This is a genomic window from Streptomyces sp. WM6372 (assembly GCF_001279655.1).
Classification (GTDB): Bacteria; Actinomycetota; Actinomycetes; order Streptomycetales; family Streptomycetaceae; genus Streptomyces.
This window is the reverse complement of the sequence record NZ_LGDB01000008.1, coordinates 1-15,392: the sequence shown is the minus strand read 5'-3', so window position 1 is coordinate 15,392 and position 15,392 is coordinate 1. Positions and strand designations below refer to the sequence as shown.

Sequence of the window (15,392 nt, the reverse complement as noted above, 5' to 3'; positions counted from 1 at the left end):
CGGCGGCGGGGTGAACGGCGGGCGGTGGCGCGGCGCCGGCCGGCCGGCGGGCCTCCGGGGCAGCCGGGTGATCGTGACGTCCCAGGAGCCGTCCGGCTCCGCGCAGGGCTCGGTCTCGGGCTCGGGAGGGGCGTACGGGTACGGCCGCCCCGGCGGGGGCCGGTACGGGGCCGTCGGCGCCTCGGAGGCCGCCCCGGCCGCCCCGCCGGGCCGGGCGGCCGGCAACGGCACCGGCACCGGCCGCGGCGGACGGCGCCGGCCGGCGAGCAGGGCCCCCGCCCCGCCCGCCACCGCACCCCAGAGCGCCCCGAGCGCCAGCGCGTACGGCGTCTCGCCCCGCAGCTCCAGCCCGGCATCCACCGCATCGACACCGAGCACCGACAGCGAGGCGTCAACCGACACCCCCGTCAGCAGCACCAGCACGGCCAGCGCCACCCCGGTCGCGGCCGACAGCCGCACCGCGCACGCCGCGATCCCGCGCCCGGGAGTCCGTACGGCGGCCAGCACACCGGCGCAGAGCAGCAGCAGCCCCACCCCCGCGACCAGGAGCCAGACCCGCCCGTCGTACTCCGCGAGCCGGGACACCGTCACCGGCTCCCGCCCGGACATCCCCAGCAGATCGTCCAGCGGATCCGGCAGCAGCCGGCCCAGCGTGCCCGTGGCCCGGCCGTCGAACGGTACGAGGAGCCCCAGCAGCACCCCCGTCCAGGCCCCGTTCGGCGCCCCCAGCAGCGCGGCGCCCAGCACCCGCCCCGGATGCTCGTCGCCGGCGGCCGCCCACACCGCGGCCGCCAGCCCGGCCGCCACCGCCACCAGCAGGGCCGTCACCAGCGCCGACACCGCCGGCCGCAGCCGCGCGAACGCCGCCGGTCCGCGCCGCGAAGCGAGCAGCGCCACCGCCAGTACGGACAGCGCCCACACCGCCGCGCCCAGCAGCGTCGGCCCGGTCTCCACCGAGAACCCCACCCGGGCCCGGGTGTCGATCAGGTCGCCGACGCGGTCCGGGAGCAGCCCGCCGATGTCCCCGATCCCCGGGACCACCACCTTCGACGGGGTCCTCGGCAGCCGCGGCCCGTCCAGGGTGACCACCTCGTGCCCGGCCCGGGCGAGCCCGCCCGCCGCGCCGACGAGCAGCACCGCCACCGCGGCCGCCCGGGCGGGGAGTTCACCGCGGGGCGCCCCGGTCCGGATCGAGCGCAGGAAGATCCCGGCCAGGACCAGCGCCCCGGCCAGCCCCACTCCCAGCGGCATGACGTCCAGCGAGGACGGGGCGCCCGGCCCGGTGATCCCGAGGACGGACACGTCCCCCGACGGGGCGACCGCGCCGCCGATCGCCAGGACCACCACGGCGGCGGTCATCGCCCCGAGCGAGCCTCCCGCGGCGTCGGCGCCCAGCAGGTGGAGCCCCAGGGCGGCGACCGCGGCCATGGCGACGAGGGCCCAGCCGGTGGCGGCGATACCCGACAGGACCACGTCTCCCCAGCGAATGCGGCGCATGCGTACCCCCGGTGCGTGTCGAGCGTGCGTGCCGAGCGGGACGGGGTCAGCCAGGGCGAGAAGTCCCGTATCTCACTCTCCGGGTGACTTTCGCCCCCGTCAACGGGCAGACGTAGACGCCTCGGGAAGGCCCCGATTCCACATGTGGCCCCAGGCCTGAAATAGTTCCCCCGGATGTTCGCCATCCCTAGACTCCCTGACGTCGGACTCCCTGGCGTCAGGGGGATTCTCGGGGGACTTAAGTGGGGCTGGAGTGCCGGAACTCGTACTGGAATTGAATGGAAGGACCTGGACGCTCGATCCGTCCAGGTCGTACTCGTTGGGGCGCGACCCCCAGGGAGACGTGGTCATCGACGACGCCCGGGTGTCGTGGCGGCATGCCACCATCGCCTGGAACGGCCGGGGTTGGGGCATTGAGGACCACGGCAGCACCAACGGCACCTACGTGCACGGCGCGAGGGTCCAGCAGACCGAGCTCGTGCCCGGTACGCCGGTGCACCTGGGCAACGCCACCGACGGGCCGCGGCTGAATCTGAGCGCAGCGGCCGCGGCCGCCGCGCCGCAGCAGGCCGCTGCGGCCTACCAGGCCCCGGCGCCCGCCTACCAGGCCCCGGCCCAGCAGGCCGCCCCGGCGTACCAGGCCCCGGCGCAGGCCCACCAGCCGCAGCAGCAGGCCTGGCAGCAGCAGCCGCACCAGCAGCCTCAGCAGCCGCATATCCCGCAGCAGCAGGGCGCGGCCCCCGCCTACGGCGGTGACCGCAGCCCGACCACGTTCCACCAGATCGCCGTCGGCCGCGTCATGCGGATCGGCCGTGCGCTGGAGAACGAACTGGTCGTATCGGACCTCCAGGTCTCGCGCCTCCACGCGGAGTTCCGCTCCACGGGCGGCCGCTTCGAGATCCACGACCTCGGCAGCCACAACGGCACCTACGTCAACGGCCAGCCGCTGCCCAAGTCCGGCACCGCGCTGCTCGGCCCGAACGACATCGTCGGCGTCGGCCACTCGACGTTCCGGATCGTGGGCGACCGGCTCGAGGAGTTCGTCGACACCGGTGACGTCTCCTTCTCGGCCCGCCACCTCACGGTCACGGTCGACGGCGGCAAGCAGATCCTCAAGGACGTCACCTTCGGCGTCCCGGAGAAGTCGCTCATCGGCGTCATCGGACCCTCCGGCTCCGGAAAGTCGACGCTCCTCAAGGCGCTGACCGGCTACCGGCCCGCCAACCAGGGCGACGTCCTCTACGACAACCGCAACCTGTACAAGCAGTTCGCAGAGCTCCGCCAGCGCATCGGCCTGGTCCCGCAGGACGACATCCTGCACAAGGAGCTGAAGGTCAGCACGGCCCTCAAGTACGCGGCCAAGCTCCGCTTCCCCGGCGACACCGCCGAGGCCGAGCGCGCCGCCCGCATCGACGAGGTCCTGCGCGAGCTCAAGCTCGACATCCACAAGGACAAGAAGATCACCTCGCTCTCCGGTGGTCAGCGCAAGCGCGTGTCCGTGGCCCTGGAGCTCCTCACCAAGCCCTCGCTGATCTTCCTCGACGAGCCCACCTCCGGCCTCGACCCGGGCATGGACCGCGACGTCATGCAGCTGCTGCGCGGCCTCGCCGACGACGGCCGCACGGTCCTCGTCGTCACGCACTCCGTGGCCGAGCTGTCGCTGTGCGACAAGCTGCTGGTCATGGCCCCGGGCGGTTCGGTCGCGTACTTCGGTCCGCCGGACGAGGCGCTGAACTTCTTCGGCTACAGCACGTGGGCGGACGTCTTCTCGGCGTTCGAGAACTACCGCGACTACGACTGGGCCGGCCGCTGGAAGGGCTCGCAGCACTACCAGCTGTACGCCGCCGACCTCGACGCGGTCGCCCCCCAGCAGGTCGCCATGCCGCCGATGCAGCAGATGATGCCGCCGAAGGCGCAGGGCTGGGGCGACCAGCTGTGGACCCTGATCCGCCGCTACGTCTCGGTGATCGCGTCCGACCGGGGCTTCCTGGCCCTGATGCTGATCCTGCCCGCGGTCCTGGGCGTGGTCTCGACGGTCATCCCCGCGACGTTCGGCCTCGCGCCCCCGAAGCCGCCGTCCCGGTTCAACGGCGACGCCGGCACGATCATGCTGATCCTCTGCGTGGGCATGTGCTTCTCGGGCGCGGCGAACTCGGTCCGTGAGCTGATCAAGGAACGGGTCATCTACGAGCGCGAGCGCGCCACCGGTCTGTCCCGGTCGGCGTACCTCATGTCGAAGGTGATCGTCCTCGGCTTCATCACGGCCATCCAGGGCGCGGTCATCTGCGCCATCGGCTTCATCCCGCGCGACCTGCCCACCGAGGGCCTGCTCATGCCGCCGGCCGTCGAGCTCTGCCTGTCGGTCACCGCGCTCGGCTTCACGTCGATGATGTTCGGCCTGGTGATCTCCTCGCTGGTGAAGACCGCCGAGAAGACCATGCCGCTGCTGGTCATGTTCGCGATCGTCCAGGTCGTCTTCACCGGCATCCTCTTCCAGGTGTACGACTCGCCGGGCCTGGAGCAGTTCGCCTGGCTGATGCCCTCGCGCTGGGCGGTCGCCGCCGCGGGCACCACGCTCGACCTCGGCAAGCTCATGCCGCCGTGGGACCAGCAGAACCCGACCAACACCGACCCGCTGTGGGAGCACTCCGTCGCCCAGTGGGGCGTGAACATCACGATCCTGCTGCTCATCGGCGTGGCCTGCGGCTTCGCGGTGCAGAAGCTGCTGCGCCGCCACGAGCCCGAGGTCATGCGCAACTAGTCGGACCCGCTCCGGCGAACACCCCGCACCAAACGCCTCAGGGCGGCACCCGGACACCGGGTGCCGCCCTGAGGCGCATGGGGGTTGCTCCGCCCGCCAGCGGCCCTTAGTAGGCGCTGTTGACGTTGTCGATCGAGCCGTAACGGTCGGCGGCGTAGTTGGCCGCGGCGACGATGTTGGCGACCGGGTGGTACTGGTCCAGCGGGGTGCCGGGGACGTGGTACGCGAGGAAGGTCGGCTTGATGACCTGGAGCAGGCCCTTCGAGGGGATGCCGTTCTGGGCGTTGATGTCCCAGTTGTTGATCGCCCGCGGGTTGCCGCTCGACTCGCGCATGATGTTCTTGTACAGGCCGTTGTACGTGCCCGGAATCTTGTGCGCCTTCATGATCGACAGCGATTCCTTGATCCAGCCGTCAAGGTTGTTCGCGTAGACCGGCTTGCGGACGGTGGAGCGGCTGGCAGCCGCCTTCGCCTCGCGGTCCTTCTTCGCCTTGGCCTCGGCCTTGGCCTTCGCGTCGGCGTCGGCCTTCGCCTTCGCGGTCGCGGCGGCCTTGGCCTTGATCGCGGTCTCGACCTTCGCGGCGTCCGTGGCCAGCTTGGTCTGGGCGCTGAGGTGCTGCACGGTCTTGGCCTGGACACCCTCGACGGCCTGGCTCCACGCCACGGGGGCGGCGTTCACGGTCGTACCGGCGTCGGCGGTGCCGGCGGGGACAACGGTGGCGGCCAGGGCGGCGGCGCCGATGGTGGCGAACGCGGCGAAGGACATCTTGTGCGCCTTCGTCAGACGACGACTGTGGCCGGGGGTGCTGGTCTTGGACATGCGTAGCAACCTCTTCGAATAGCGGGAGCCGCAGGAAAGCGCCGCTCGGATCCGGGATCCGCGGCGCTGTGCGACGGGAGCAATTCTTAGCGGCGGCAAAATCGCCTGGCAAAGGTGTGACGTACGATCCCGCTTAGTGGATCAGGGTGCGTCGACGAGCCCGGAATTCCGGGCCGGGGGCTAGGCGCGGCAGCGCTGACACGGTCTTTATGCGTCCACTAGGCGTCTTCGTAAGTGACCTGGGTCCTATGTGCGGGCTCACATCGGCCACGTAACGGTCTCACCAAGCGTTGCGACAGCAATGCAATCTGTAACGGAATTCTCCACCCTGAGGACCACGAGCCCGCCGCAGCCCTCATCCCCAGGGCAGAGAAGGGCCCCGCACCCCCCTCCCAAAGGAGGAGGACGCACCGCCCCCGGTCCTAGGGCCCGGGCCCGATCCCGCAGGTCAGAGCCGCGAGTACGGTGAGCCCATGACTGGTAGTCCCGTCTTCGGCGGCCCCCGGGGCGGCCTCGCCGCCGTGAGCACCGCGCTCCTGGCCATGAGCCGCCGGCTGGAGGTCCGTGACGTCCTGCGCACGATCGTCGTCTCCGCCCGCCAGCTGCTCGACGCCGAGTACGCGGCCCTGGGCGTCCCGGACGACCACGGCGGCTTCGCCCAGTTCGTCGTGGACGGCATCAGCGAGGAGCAGTGGCGCCGGATCGGCCCGCTGCCCCGCCAGCACGGCATCCTCGCCGCGATGCTCCACCAGGACGGCGCCGAGCGGCTGGCCGACGTACGCGAGGACCCCCGCTTCGAGGGCTGGCCCCCCGCCCACCCCGAGATGTCCGACTTCCTCGGCCAGCCCGTCCGCGACGGCGAGGAGACCCTCGGCGCCCTCTTCCTCGCGAACAAGAGGAGCCCCGGAGGCTTCACCGAGGAGGACGAGGAGCTCCTCGCCCTCCTCGCCCAGCACGCGGCGATCGCCCTCACCAACGCCCGGCTCTACGAGCGCAGCCGCGAGCTCACCATCGCCGAGGAGCGCTCCCGCCTCGCCCACGAGCTGCACGACGCCGTCGCCCAGAAGCTCTTCTCGCTCCGCCTGACCGCCCAGGCCGCCGCCGCCCTCGTCGACCGCGACCCGGCCCGCGCCAAGGGCGAGCTCCAGCAGGTCGCCGCCCTCGCCGCGGAGGCCGCCGACGAGCTGCGCTCCGCCGTGACCGAGCTGCGTCCGGCCGGGCTCGACGAGGACGGCCTGGTCGCCACCCTGCGCGACCAGGTCCACGTACTGGACCGCGCCCACACCGCGCACGTCACCTTCACCTGTGACGGCGTACGGGCCCTCCCGGCGACCCAGGAGGAGGCGCTGCTCCGGGTCGCCCAGGAGGCCCTCCACAACGCCCTGCGGCACTCGGGCGGCGACCGCGTCGAGGTCACCCTCGCCCGCCGCGCCGCGGGAGCCGTGCTGACCGTCACGGACAACGGAAGCGGCTTCTCCCCTTCCTCGATCCGCGCGGCCGGACGCCACCTGGGCCTGGTCTCCATGCGGGACCGGGCGGGCGGCGTCGGCGGCCGCCTCACCGTGCACTCGGAGCCCGGTACGGGCACCACGATCGAGATGGAGGTCCCCGGTGGCTGACACGCCCATCCGCGTCCTGCTGGTGGACGACCACCAGGTGGTCCGCCGCGGCCTGCGCACGTTCCTGGAGGTACAGGACGACATCGAGGTGGTCGGGGAGGCCGCCGACGGAGAGGAAGGAGTGGCCCGCGCCGAGGAGCTGCGGCCGGACGTGATCCTGATGGACATCAAGATGCCGGGCACGGACGGCATCGAGGCCCTGCGCAGGCTGCGCGCCCTGGCGAACCCGGCGCGGGTGCTGATCGTCACCAGCTTCACCGAGCAGCGGACGGTGGTCCCGGCCCTGCGGGGCGGCGCCGCCGGATACGTCTACAAGGACATCGACCCCGACGCCCTGGCCGGAGCCATCCGCTCCGTCCACGCCGGCCACGTGCTGCTCCAGCCGGAGGTGGCCGAGGCCCTGCTCTCCCAGGACGGACCGCCTCCGTCGAGCCGGGGCGGCTCCCTGACCGAGCGGGAGCAGGAGGTGCTGTCCCTGATCGCGGACGGCCGGTCCAACCGGGAGATCGCCCGCGCGCTGGTCCTGTCGGAGAAGACGGTCAAGACGCACGTCTCGAACATCCTGATGAAGCTCGACCTCGCGGACCGCACCCAGGCGGCGTTGTGGGCGGTCAGGCACGGAATCGCGGACTGAACCCGGCCGGAACGGACCGTCCGGTTCCGATCGCAGATTCATACGGTCGGGTGGATGTAGCCCACATGGCGTATCCCGTTCGTCAGATGACCCGTTCTTCATGACGTGCAGCGGCGGCTGGCCGCGGCAGACGTACTGGAGGACGAAGAACGTGAAGAACATCAAGAAGGCCACTGCCGTCACCGTGATCGCGGGCGGCCTCCTTGCCGTGGGCGCCGGTGTCTCCTCGGCGCACGGCGGTGCGTCGGCCGACGGCCAGGCCGTGGGCTCGCCCGGAGTCGTCTCCGGAAACCAGGTCCAGGTCCCCGTCCACGTCCCGGTGAACGTGGTCGGCAACACGGTCACGGTGATCGGCCTGCTGAACGGCGTCTGGGGCAACACGGGCGTCAACGCCTGATCCCGCTCCCGCGCACCGGCCCCGCTTCCCCCACCTCTCCCCGGGAAGCGGGGCCGCAGTGCGTCCAGGACGGCGGGACGGGCCCCCTAGCCCCGCTCGCGCTCCTCGACCGCCGAGTTGTACGCGGCGACCAGCGCGCGCCGCGCCACCCGCTCCACCGGCCGCAAGGCCTCCGCCCGCGCCGCCATCTCCGAGGCGGCCACCGCGCCGCCCGGCCCGTGCTCGTACGCCAGCGACACCAGCAGGTCCACCCGCTGCGCCAGCGCCAGCACCCGTACCGCCCGCGGCGGATACCCCGGCGCCAGCACCTCCCGCCCGGCGTCCGCCCGCGCCCGGTACGCCGACAGCGCGGCCTCCGCCACCGGACCCGACCCCGCCACGTCCAGCCGGGTCAGCGCCACCGTCGCCTCGCGCAGCGCCTCCGCCAGCTCCCGCTCCGCCTCACCGAGCGACGGCACGTCCGCCGGCGGGGCCTCCCGTACGGGCAGGCAGTGCCACGTCACCGAGACGTGCACGTCCCCCCGCGGCCCGGCCTCGGCCACCTCCGGCACCAGACCCAGCGACGCGCCCACCGCGACCACCGCCTCCTCGGCCTCCAGCGCCCGCGCGTTGAACTCGGCCGGCCCGCTCAGCCCCAGCGGATGCCCCGGCGCGGGCAGCGCCACCCGCAGCCCGGTCACCCCCAGCGCCCGCATCCGGCCGAGCGCCAGCGTCAGACCCACCGGACCCGATTCGCCCGGAAGCCCTTCCACCCGGTGCACGGCGTCCTCGCCCACGATCGACAACACGGCCTCGTCGGGCGAGACCAAACCGGCCAGCAGTGCGTTCCCCCAGGCGGCCAACCGCCCTGAACGTGGTTCGAAAAGCATTCCCCCACTTTACGGATCGGCGCGGATCGGCCCCCGCGGCCAACCTGGCGCCCGGACCCCTCGCCGAGTGGCGTAGGTTTTCCCCTGGGGCTGCGCCTACCGGTGCACAGACGAAACCGAGACTGCAAGGGGAGACAACACGCTCATGAGCGATGTTCTGGAGCTGGTGGACGTATCCGTGGTCCGCGAGGGCCGGGCTCTGGTGGACCAGGTCTCCTGGTCGGTGAAGGAGGGGGAGCGCTGGGTGATCCTCGGCCCCAACGGCGCCGGCAAGACCACGCTGCTGAACCTCGCCTCCAGCTACCTCTTCCCCACCAAGGGCGCCGCCACCATCCTCGGCAGCACCCTCGGCAAGCCCGGCAGCGACGTCTTCGAGCTGCGCCCGCGCATCGGCGTCGCCGGGATCGCCCTGGCCGACAAGCTCCCCAAGCGCCAGACCGTCCTGCAGACCGTCCTCACCGCCGCGTACGGCATGACGGCGACCTGGCAGGAGGAGTACGAGGAGATCGACGAGCAGCGCGCCCGCGCCTTCCTCGACCGCCTCGGCATGACGGAGTACCTCGACCGGAAGTTCGGCACCCTCTCCGAGGGCGAGCGCAAGCGCACCCTGATCGCCCGCGCCCTGATGACCGACCCCGAGCTCCTCCTCCTCGACGAGCCCGCCGCCGGCCTCGACCTCGGCGGCCGCGAGGACCTCGTACGCCGCCTCGGCCGCCTCGCCCGCGACCCGCTCGCGCCGTCCATGGCGATGGTCACGCACCACGTCGAGGAGATCGCCCCCGGCTTCACCCACGTCCTGATGATCCGCCAGGGCAAGGTCGTCACCGCGGGCCCGATCGACCTCGAACTGACCTCGCGCAACCTCTCGCTGTGCTTCGGCCTCCCCCTGGTCGTCGAGCGCAACGACAGCGACCGCTGGACCGCCCAGGGCCTCCCGCTGCGCTAGCACGGCCACCGGTACGGGCGGCGCCGGTACGCGCACCGCCCGTACCGGCGCCGCCCGTACCGGCGCCGCCCGTACCGGCGCCGCCCGTACCGGCGCCGCCCGTACCGGCGCCGCCCGTACCGGCGCGCCCGCACGGTCGGTCCGCGCACCGTCGCACCCTGTCCCGACCGTGCCCGCCCGACCTACCATGACCATGTGAACATCGACGCGTGGCTGTGGTGGCTCATCGGCGCGGTCGGACTGGGCATTCCCCTCGTCCTGACGGCGATGCCCGAGTTCGGCATGTTCGCCGTCGGCGCGCTCGCCGCCGCCGTCACGGCGGCGTTCGGCGGGGGAGTGGTCGCCCAGGTCCTGGTCTTCGTGATCGTGTCCGTGGCGCTCGTCGCCGTCGTCCGCTCGATCGCCAACCACCACCGTGAGCAGCGGCCCCAACACCGCTCCGGAATCGACGCGTTGAAGGGCAGAAGCGCGCTCGTCCTCGAACGCGTCGACGGCAGCGGAGGCCGCATCAAACTCGCCGGCGAGGTCTGGTCCGCCCGCACGCTCGACGCGGAAAGCAGCTTCGAACCCGGCCAGTTGGTGGACGTCGTCGAGATCGACGGAGCCACCGCGGTCGTGATGTGAGCTAGTCGAGCTTGAGCCAAGCAGCCGACCCGCGGCCCCGGGGTCTGCGAGACTCCGATCAACGGGGCAGCACGGACAGCCGGAAGGGCACGGGGAACCGCATGTCATCGATCATCATCGTCCTGATCATTCTGGTGGTTCTGGTCTTCATCGCACTGGTCAAGACGATCCAGGTGATCCCGCAGGCCAGCGCCGCCATCGTCGAACGCTTCGGCCGCTACACGCGCACCCTCAACGCGGGCCTCAACATCGTCGTCCCGTTCATCGACTCCATCCGCAACCGCATCGACCTGCGCGAACAGGTCGTGCCGTTCCCGCCCCAGCCGGTCATCACCCAGGACAACCTGGTCGTCAACATCGACACGGTCATCTACTACCAGGTGACCGACGCGCGGGCCGCGACGTACGAGGTCGCCAGCTACATCCAGGCCATCGAGCAGCTCACCGTCACCACCCTGCGCAACATCATCGGCGGCATGGACCTGGAGCGGACCCTGACCTCCCGCGAGGAGATCAACGCCGCCCTGCGCGGAGTCCTCGACGAGGCCACCGGCAAGTGGGGCATCCGCGTCAACCGCGTCGAGCTCAAGGCGATCGAGCCGCCGACCTCCATCCAGGACTCGATGGAGAAGCAGATGCGCGCCGACCGGGACAAGCGCGCCGCGATCCTCCAGGCCGAGGGTGTCCGGCAGTCCGAGATCCTGCGAGCCGAAGGCGAGAAGCAGTCCTCCATCCTGCGAGCCGAGGGTGAGGCCAAGGCCGCCGCGCTGAAGGCCGAGGGCGAGGCGCAGGCCATCCGTACGGTCTTCGAGTCCATCCACGCCGGTGACGCCGACCAGAAGCTCCTCGCCTACCAGTACCTCCAGATGCTCCCGAAGATCGCCGAAGGCGACGCCAACAAGCTCTGGATCGTGCCCAGCGAGATCGGAGACGCCCTCAAGGGCCTCTCGGGAGCCATGGGCAACTTCGGCCCCATGGGCGGAGGTTCGGGCTTCAACCCGCAGAACTCCGGCAAGGACGGCGGCCAGGGCGCCGGTGCGGCCGACAAGGCCGCCGCCGAGCGCCGCGAACAGCCCCCCATCGACTGACCGGCCCGTCCCCTCCTGCATGATCAGTGAGGCCCCTCGACCTTCATGGCGGGGAGGCGACTCACTCATGCAAAGGGGATGGCTCAGTCCATGTCTCTGCTCTCGATGTCCCCCTGGGAATCACTCGCGGTGTTCGCGGCCGGCATCGGCGCCGGCACGATCAACACCATCGTCGGCTCCGGCACCCTCATCACCTTCCCGGTGCTGCTCGCCACCGGACTCCCGCCGGTCACCGCCAACGTGTCCAACACCCTCGGCCTGGTGCCCGGTGCCGTCAGCGGAGCCATCGGCTACCGCAAGGAGCTCCAGGGCCAGCGCGGCCGCATCCTGCGGCTCGGCGCCGTCTCCCTCGTCGGCGGACTCGCGGGCGCCATCCTGCTCCTCACCCTGCCGTCGGACTCCTTCGACACGATCGTGCCCGTCCTCATCGGACTCGCCCTCGTGCTCGTCGTCCTCCAGCCCCGCCTCGCCGCGGCCCTGCGCAGGCGCCAGGAAGCCGCCGGCACCGAACCCGGACACCCCGACGGCGGCCCCGCCCTGCTCACCGGAATGCTGTTCGCCAGCGCGTACGGGGGCTACTTCGGCGCCGCCCAGGGCGTGCTCTACGTCGGCTTGATGGGCCTGTCGTTCCACGAGGACCTACAGCGGATCAACGCCGTCAAGAACGTCCTCGCCGCCCTCGTCAACGGCATCGCAGCCGTCTTCTTCCTCTTCGTCGCCGAGTTCGACTGGACGGCCGTGGTCCTGATCGCCGTCGGTTCCACCCTCGGCGGCCAGATCGGCGCCAAGGTCGGCCGCCGCCTCTCACCGACCGTGCTCCGCGGAGTCATCGTCGTGGTCGGCGTGCTCGCCATCGTCCAGCTGCTGCTGCGCTGAGCGACGTACGGGAAATACGTCACCCAGCGCACCTGCGGTCATCCATCCGTACCGGCTGCTGCACCGGCCGCGCCGGCCGTACTAGGCGGAACGCTCCAGCCACTCGGGCAGCGCCTCACGGCCCCCCACCCCCAGGGCCAGCAGCATGGCATCCGCCGGAGACGGGACGAAGGGCTTCCGGAGGAGCGGCATCCCCGCCTCCTCCGGAGTCCGGGCCGCCTTGCGGTGATTGTCCTCGGCGCAGGAGGCCACCGTGTTCAACCACGTGTCCCCACCGCCCTGAGCCCGCGGCAGCACGTGGTCCACGGTCGTCGCGCGCTTCCCGCAGTACGCGCACCGGTGCTGGTCCCGGACCAGCACCCCCCTCCGTGACCAGGGAGCATGTCTTCGGAACGGCACCCGTACGTACCGGCACAGCCTGATCACCCGGGGCAGCGGAAGATCCAGGGAGGCACCGCGCACACGCAGTTCCGGATGAGACTGCTCGACCACGGCCTTGTCCTGGAGCACCAGGACCACAGCCCGGTTCAGCGTCACCGTCGACAGCGGCTCGAAGCTCGCATTCAGCACCAGCGTGTCCCGCATCTCGCCCACCTCCCGTGTGCAGGCCCGCGACCACACTGGCGGCAGGGCCCGCAACCACTCTGGCCGCGCGCGCCACGCGGGACAACGCAATAAAAATGCCCGGTCCTGGTCGCCTTTAGACCAGGACCGGGCAAACGCACGGGGAACGATCAGCTCTCGGGGTCCTCGTACTCACCGATCAGCTGCGCCCGTCCCAACGAGTGGAACCGCAGGTTGAATCCGACGACCGCCGGCGAGACGTCCGCACCGGGGCCCAGCTTCTCCTGGTCCACCGCGTAGACGGTGAACACGTAACGGTGCCGCTCCCCGGCCGGCGGAGCCGCCCCGCCGAAGTCCTTCGTGCCGTAGTCGTTGCGTACGTGCACGGCCCCGGCGGGCAGCCCCTCGAACTTCCCGCTGCCCGCCCCGGCCGGCAGCTCGGTGACCGAAGCGGGCAGATCGAAGAGCACCCAGTGCCAGAACCCGCTGCCCGTCGGGGCGTCCGGGTCGAAGCACGTCACGGCGAAGCTCTTCGTCCCCTGCGGGAACCCCTCCCACCGCAGGTGCGGAGAGACGTTCCCGCCCTTCAGCACCTGGGCGGCGCCCAGCTCCCCACCGGGCTCGAGATCCGCGCTCTCCACCGAGAACGCGTGCACCTGAGGGTGGAAATCGTGCGGAAGGGGCGCCCTCTTCTGCTCGGCCACTGCTGAACCTCCTGATCGCGAACCAGTACCGGTTGACGGGCCGAGCCTAGAACCAGTTGCGCTGCGAACCCACGGACGCGATCCACTGGTTGAGGTACGCCGCCCAATCGGTCCCCTGGTACGACTGGAGCCCCACCTGGAAGCAGCGGTACGTGTCACTGCCCTCGGAGAACAGCCCCGACTTCTTGTCCATCTCCAGCACGACGTCCATCTCGCGGCCGTCCGAGACGAAGGTCAGCTCGACCTGGTTCAGCCCGCGGTACTGCGCCGGGGGCAGGAACTCGATCTCCTGGTAGAACGGCAGCGTCTGGCGGGTCCCGCGGATGTGCCCGCGCTCCATGTCCGCGCTGCGGAAGCTGAAGCCGAGCTGACGGAAGGCGTCCAGGATCGCCTGCTGCGCCGGCACCGGGTGCACGTTGATCGGGTCGAGGTCGCCCGCGTCCACCGCGCGCGCGATCTCCAGCTCGGTGCTGACCCCGATGTTCATCCCGTGCAGGTGCTGGCCCCCGAAGTGGGTGATCGGTGTCTCCCACGGGATCTCCAGCCCGAACGGCACCACGTGCAGGGCGCCCGCCTGCACCTGGAAGGCACCGCCGAGACGCTGCTTGGTGAAGACGATGTCCTGCTTGTACTCCTGGTCGTTCCCCTCCACCTCGACCCGCGCCTGGAGACCGACGGACAGGCCCTCGATCTGCTGCTCCACGGAACCGCCCTGGATGCGGACCTCGCCCTGGACGATCCCGCCCGGCACGACGTTCGGCTCGGTGATGATCGTGTCCACCGAAGCACCGCCGGCACCCAGCGCCGCGAACAGCTTCTTGAACCCCATGCTCTGACTCCCCTTGAAGGCTCGTGCGACTACCGCTTACGAGTACACCCTGACAAACGCGGAACCTTAGGCCCCGGTTGCAGATCTGCGCGTTGGACTACGCTCGACCGGATGAGCGCGCGCCCCGACCGTACGCCCCTGGCCCGGTCCTTCTTCGACCGGCCGGTCCTCACCGTGGCCCCGGACCTCCTCGGCCGGATCCTGGTCCGCCGTACGTCCGAAGGCCCCGTGGAACTCCGCATCACGGAGGTGGAGGCGTACGAGGGGGAGGCCGACCCGGGCTCCCACGCCTACCGGGGGCGCACCCCGCGCAACGCATCGATGTTCGGTCCGCCCGGACACGCGTACGTCTACTTCATCTACGGCATGTGGTTCAGCCTGAACCTGGTGTGCGGTCCGCCCGGCCACGCGAGCGGGGTGCTGCTGCGCGCGGGCGAGATCACCGTGGGTGCCGACCTGGCCCGCAAACGTCGAGTTTCCGCCAGAACCGACCGGGAACTGGCCAAAGGCCCGGCCCGCCTGGCCACTGCCCTGGCGGTCGACCGTTCCCTGGACGGCACCGACCTCTGCGCCGGCCCCGATTCCCCCTTGGCATTGCTGACGGGGACCGCCACCTCATCCGACCTGGTGAGCAACGGCCCGCGCACGGGAGTCGGGGGCGCCGGCGCGGATCATCCGTACCGCTACTGGATCACGCACGACCCGACGGTGAGCCCCTATCGCGCCCATGCGCCACGCCGCCGTTCAACTTGACTCCACCTTGGCGGAGGCCTAACGTAGCCCGAGCCGCTTGAACGGGGCACTGCCATCAGCAGACCCCCGGGGCGGCCAACCCACTACCTACGACCTTCCCCTGGCGGGGTCGATTTCGGCATGCCCGAATTCGAATCCAGTGGCTCGATTATGAGCCGCAAGGGATAAGCGCTAAAGTGGTGGAGCGCCGAAAGGCAAAGGCCCCCAACGGCCACCGAATTCAAATCCGAGTCGGAAACGACGAAGAAATGATCTGGTAGAGTTGGAAACGAAGAACGAAGCCCGGAGGAAAGCCCCAGTAAGTGTTACTGCGGGTGAGTACAAAGGAAGCGTCCGTTCCTTGAGAACTCAACAGCGTGCCAAAAATCAACGCCAGAAGTTGATACCCCGTCCACTTCGGTGGATGAGGTT

The 15,392-nt window shown here is 71.0% G+C and carries 16 protein-coding genes; 9 read left to right on the top strand and 7 right to left on the bottom strand.

What is annotated here, in order from left to right; genetic code table 11:
• Positions 1–1,497: streptophobe family protein (locus ADK52_RS02390; RefSeq protein ID WP_159045825.1), on the bottom strand; the 1,497-nt coding region annotated here is incomplete at its 3' end.
• Between the two features lie 253 nt (positions 1,498–1,750).
• Here ADK52_RS02390 and ADK52_RS02385 point away from each other — a divergent pair.
• Positions 1,751–4,258: an FHA domain-containing protein gene (locus tag ADK52_RS02385; RefSeq protein ID WP_078987836.1), complete on the top strand. Its 2,508-nt coding sequence runs from the start codon at positions 1,751–1,753 to the stop codon at positions 4,256–4,258.
• Positions 4,259–4,364: 106 nt separating this feature from the next.
• Here the strand turns inward: ADK52_RS02385 and ADK52_RS02380 are convergent, their stop codons facing one another.
• On the bottom strand, positions 4,365–5,078 hold the full coding sequence (locus ADK52_RS02380) for a transglycosylase SLT domain-containing protein (RefSeq protein WP_053688096.1): 714 nt from the start codon (positions 5,076–5,078) through the stop codon (positions 4,365–4,367).
• A gap of 473 nt (positions 5,079–5,551) precedes the next feature.
• Between ADK52_RS02380 and ADK52_RS02375 the strand changes: the two genes are divergently transcribed.
• The 3 genes from ADK52_RS02375 (at position 5,552) to ADK52_RS02365 (ending at position 7,728) form a co-directional block, all read left to right on the top strand.
• Positions 5,552–6,697, top strand: coding sequence for a GAF domain-containing sensor histidine kinase (locus ADK52_RS02375; RefSeq protein ID WP_053688095.1), 1,146 nt, complete (start codon positions 5,552–5,554; stop codon positions 6,695–6,697).
• Positions 6,690–7,331, top strand: coding sequence for a response regulator (locus ADK52_RS02370; protein WP_053688094.1), 642 nt, complete (start codon positions 6,690–6,692; stop codon positions 7,329–7,331). Before ADK52_RS02375 ends, ADK52_RS02370 begins: the two co-directional genes overlap by 8 nt.
• A 151-nt stretch (positions 7,332–7,482) precedes the next feature.
• The gene (locus ADK52_RS02365) at positions 7,483–7,728 is read left to right on the top strand and encodes a chaplin family protein (RefSeq protein ID WP_053688100.1); all 246 of its coding nucleotides are present in this window, start codon (positions 7,483–7,485) and stop codon (positions 7,726–7,728) included.
• Positions 7,729–7,814: 86 nt separating this feature from the next.
• Here the strand turns inward: ADK52_RS02365 and ADK52_RS02360 are convergent, their stop codons facing one another.
• Entirely contained in the window at positions 7,815–8,597 is a 783-nt protein-coding gene (locus ADK52_RS02360; protein ID WP_053688093.1) for a hypothetical protein, read from the bottom strand.
• A gap of 145 nt (positions 8,598–8,742) precedes the next feature.
• Here ADK52_RS02360 and ADK52_RS02355 point away from each other — a divergent pair, with 145 nt between their 5' ends.
• From ADK52_RS02355 to ADK52_RS02340, 4 genes are all read left to right on the top strand, one after another.
• Positions 8,743–9,543: an ABC transporter ATP-binding protein gene (locus ADK52_RS02355; protein WP_030162321.1), complete on the top strand. Its 801-nt coding sequence runs from the start codon at positions 8,743–8,745 to the stop codon at positions 9,541–9,543.
• 195 nt (positions 9,544–9,738) lie between these two features.
• The gene (locus tag ADK52_RS02350; RefSeq protein WP_053688092.1) at positions 9,739–10,167 is read left to right on the top strand and encodes an NfeD family protein; all 429 of its coding nucleotides are present in this window, start codon (positions 9,739–9,741) and stop codon (positions 10,165–10,167) included.
• 101 nt (positions 10,168–10,268) lie between these two features.
• On the top strand, positions 10,269–11,255 hold the full coding sequence (locus tag ADK52_RS02345; RefSeq protein WP_053688091.1) for an SPFH domain-containing protein: 987 nt from the start codon (positions 10,269–10,271) through the stop codon (positions 11,253–11,255).
• A gap of 105 nt (positions 11,256–11,360) precedes the next feature.
• On the top strand, positions 11,361–12,131 hold the full coding sequence (locus ADK52_RS02340; RefSeq protein WP_053688099.1) for a sulfite exporter TauE/SafE family protein: 771 nt from the start codon (positions 11,361–11,363) through the stop codon (positions 12,129–12,131).
• Between the two features lie 81 nt (positions 12,132–12,212).
• On the opposite strand, the gene ADK52_RS02335 is transcribed toward ADK52_RS02340, so the two are convergent.
• The 3 genes from ADK52_RS02335 to ADK52_RS02325 all read right to left on the bottom strand — a co-directional run bounded on the left by ADK52_RS02335 (position 12,213) and on the right by ADK52_RS02325 (position 14,228).
• Positions 12,213–12,716 (bottom strand): HNH endonuclease, encoded by a 504-nt coding sequence (locus tag ADK52_RS02335; protein ID WP_030162330.1) that lies wholly within the window; start codon positions 12,714–12,716, stop codon positions 12,213–12,215.
• Between the two features lie 149 nt (positions 12,717–12,865).
• Complete coding sequence (locus ADK52_RS02330; RefSeq protein ID WP_053688090.1) at positions 12,866–13,399, bottom strand: YbhB/YbcL family Raf kinase inhibitor-like protein; 534 nt, start codon at positions 13,397–13,399, stop codon at positions 12,866–12,868.
• Between the two features lie 46 nt (positions 13,400–13,445).
• The gene (locus ADK52_RS02325) at positions 13,446–14,228 is read right to left on the bottom strand and encodes a sporulation protein (protein ID WP_053688089.1); all 783 of its coding nucleotides are present in this window, start codon (positions 14,226–14,228) and stop codon (positions 13,446–13,448) included.
• A 111-nt stretch (positions 14,229–14,339) separates the two neighbouring features.
• On the opposite strand from ADK52_RS02325, the gene ADK52_RS02320 reads away from it, so the two are divergent.
• Positions 14,340–14,981 (top strand): DNA-3-methyladenine glycosylase, encoded by a 642-nt coding sequence (locus ADK52_RS02320; RefSeq protein WP_053688088.1) that lies wholly within the window; start codon positions 14,340–14,342, stop codon positions 14,979–14,981.
• Positions 14,982–15,201: 220 nt separating this feature from the next.
• Here ADK52_RS02320 and ADK52_RS43270 read toward each other — a convergent pair.
• Positions 15,202–15,392, bottom strand: a 191-nt coding sequence (locus ADK52_RS43270) for a hypothetical protein (RefSeq protein ID WP_234343269.1), incomplete at its 5' end; no start/stop codon positions are given.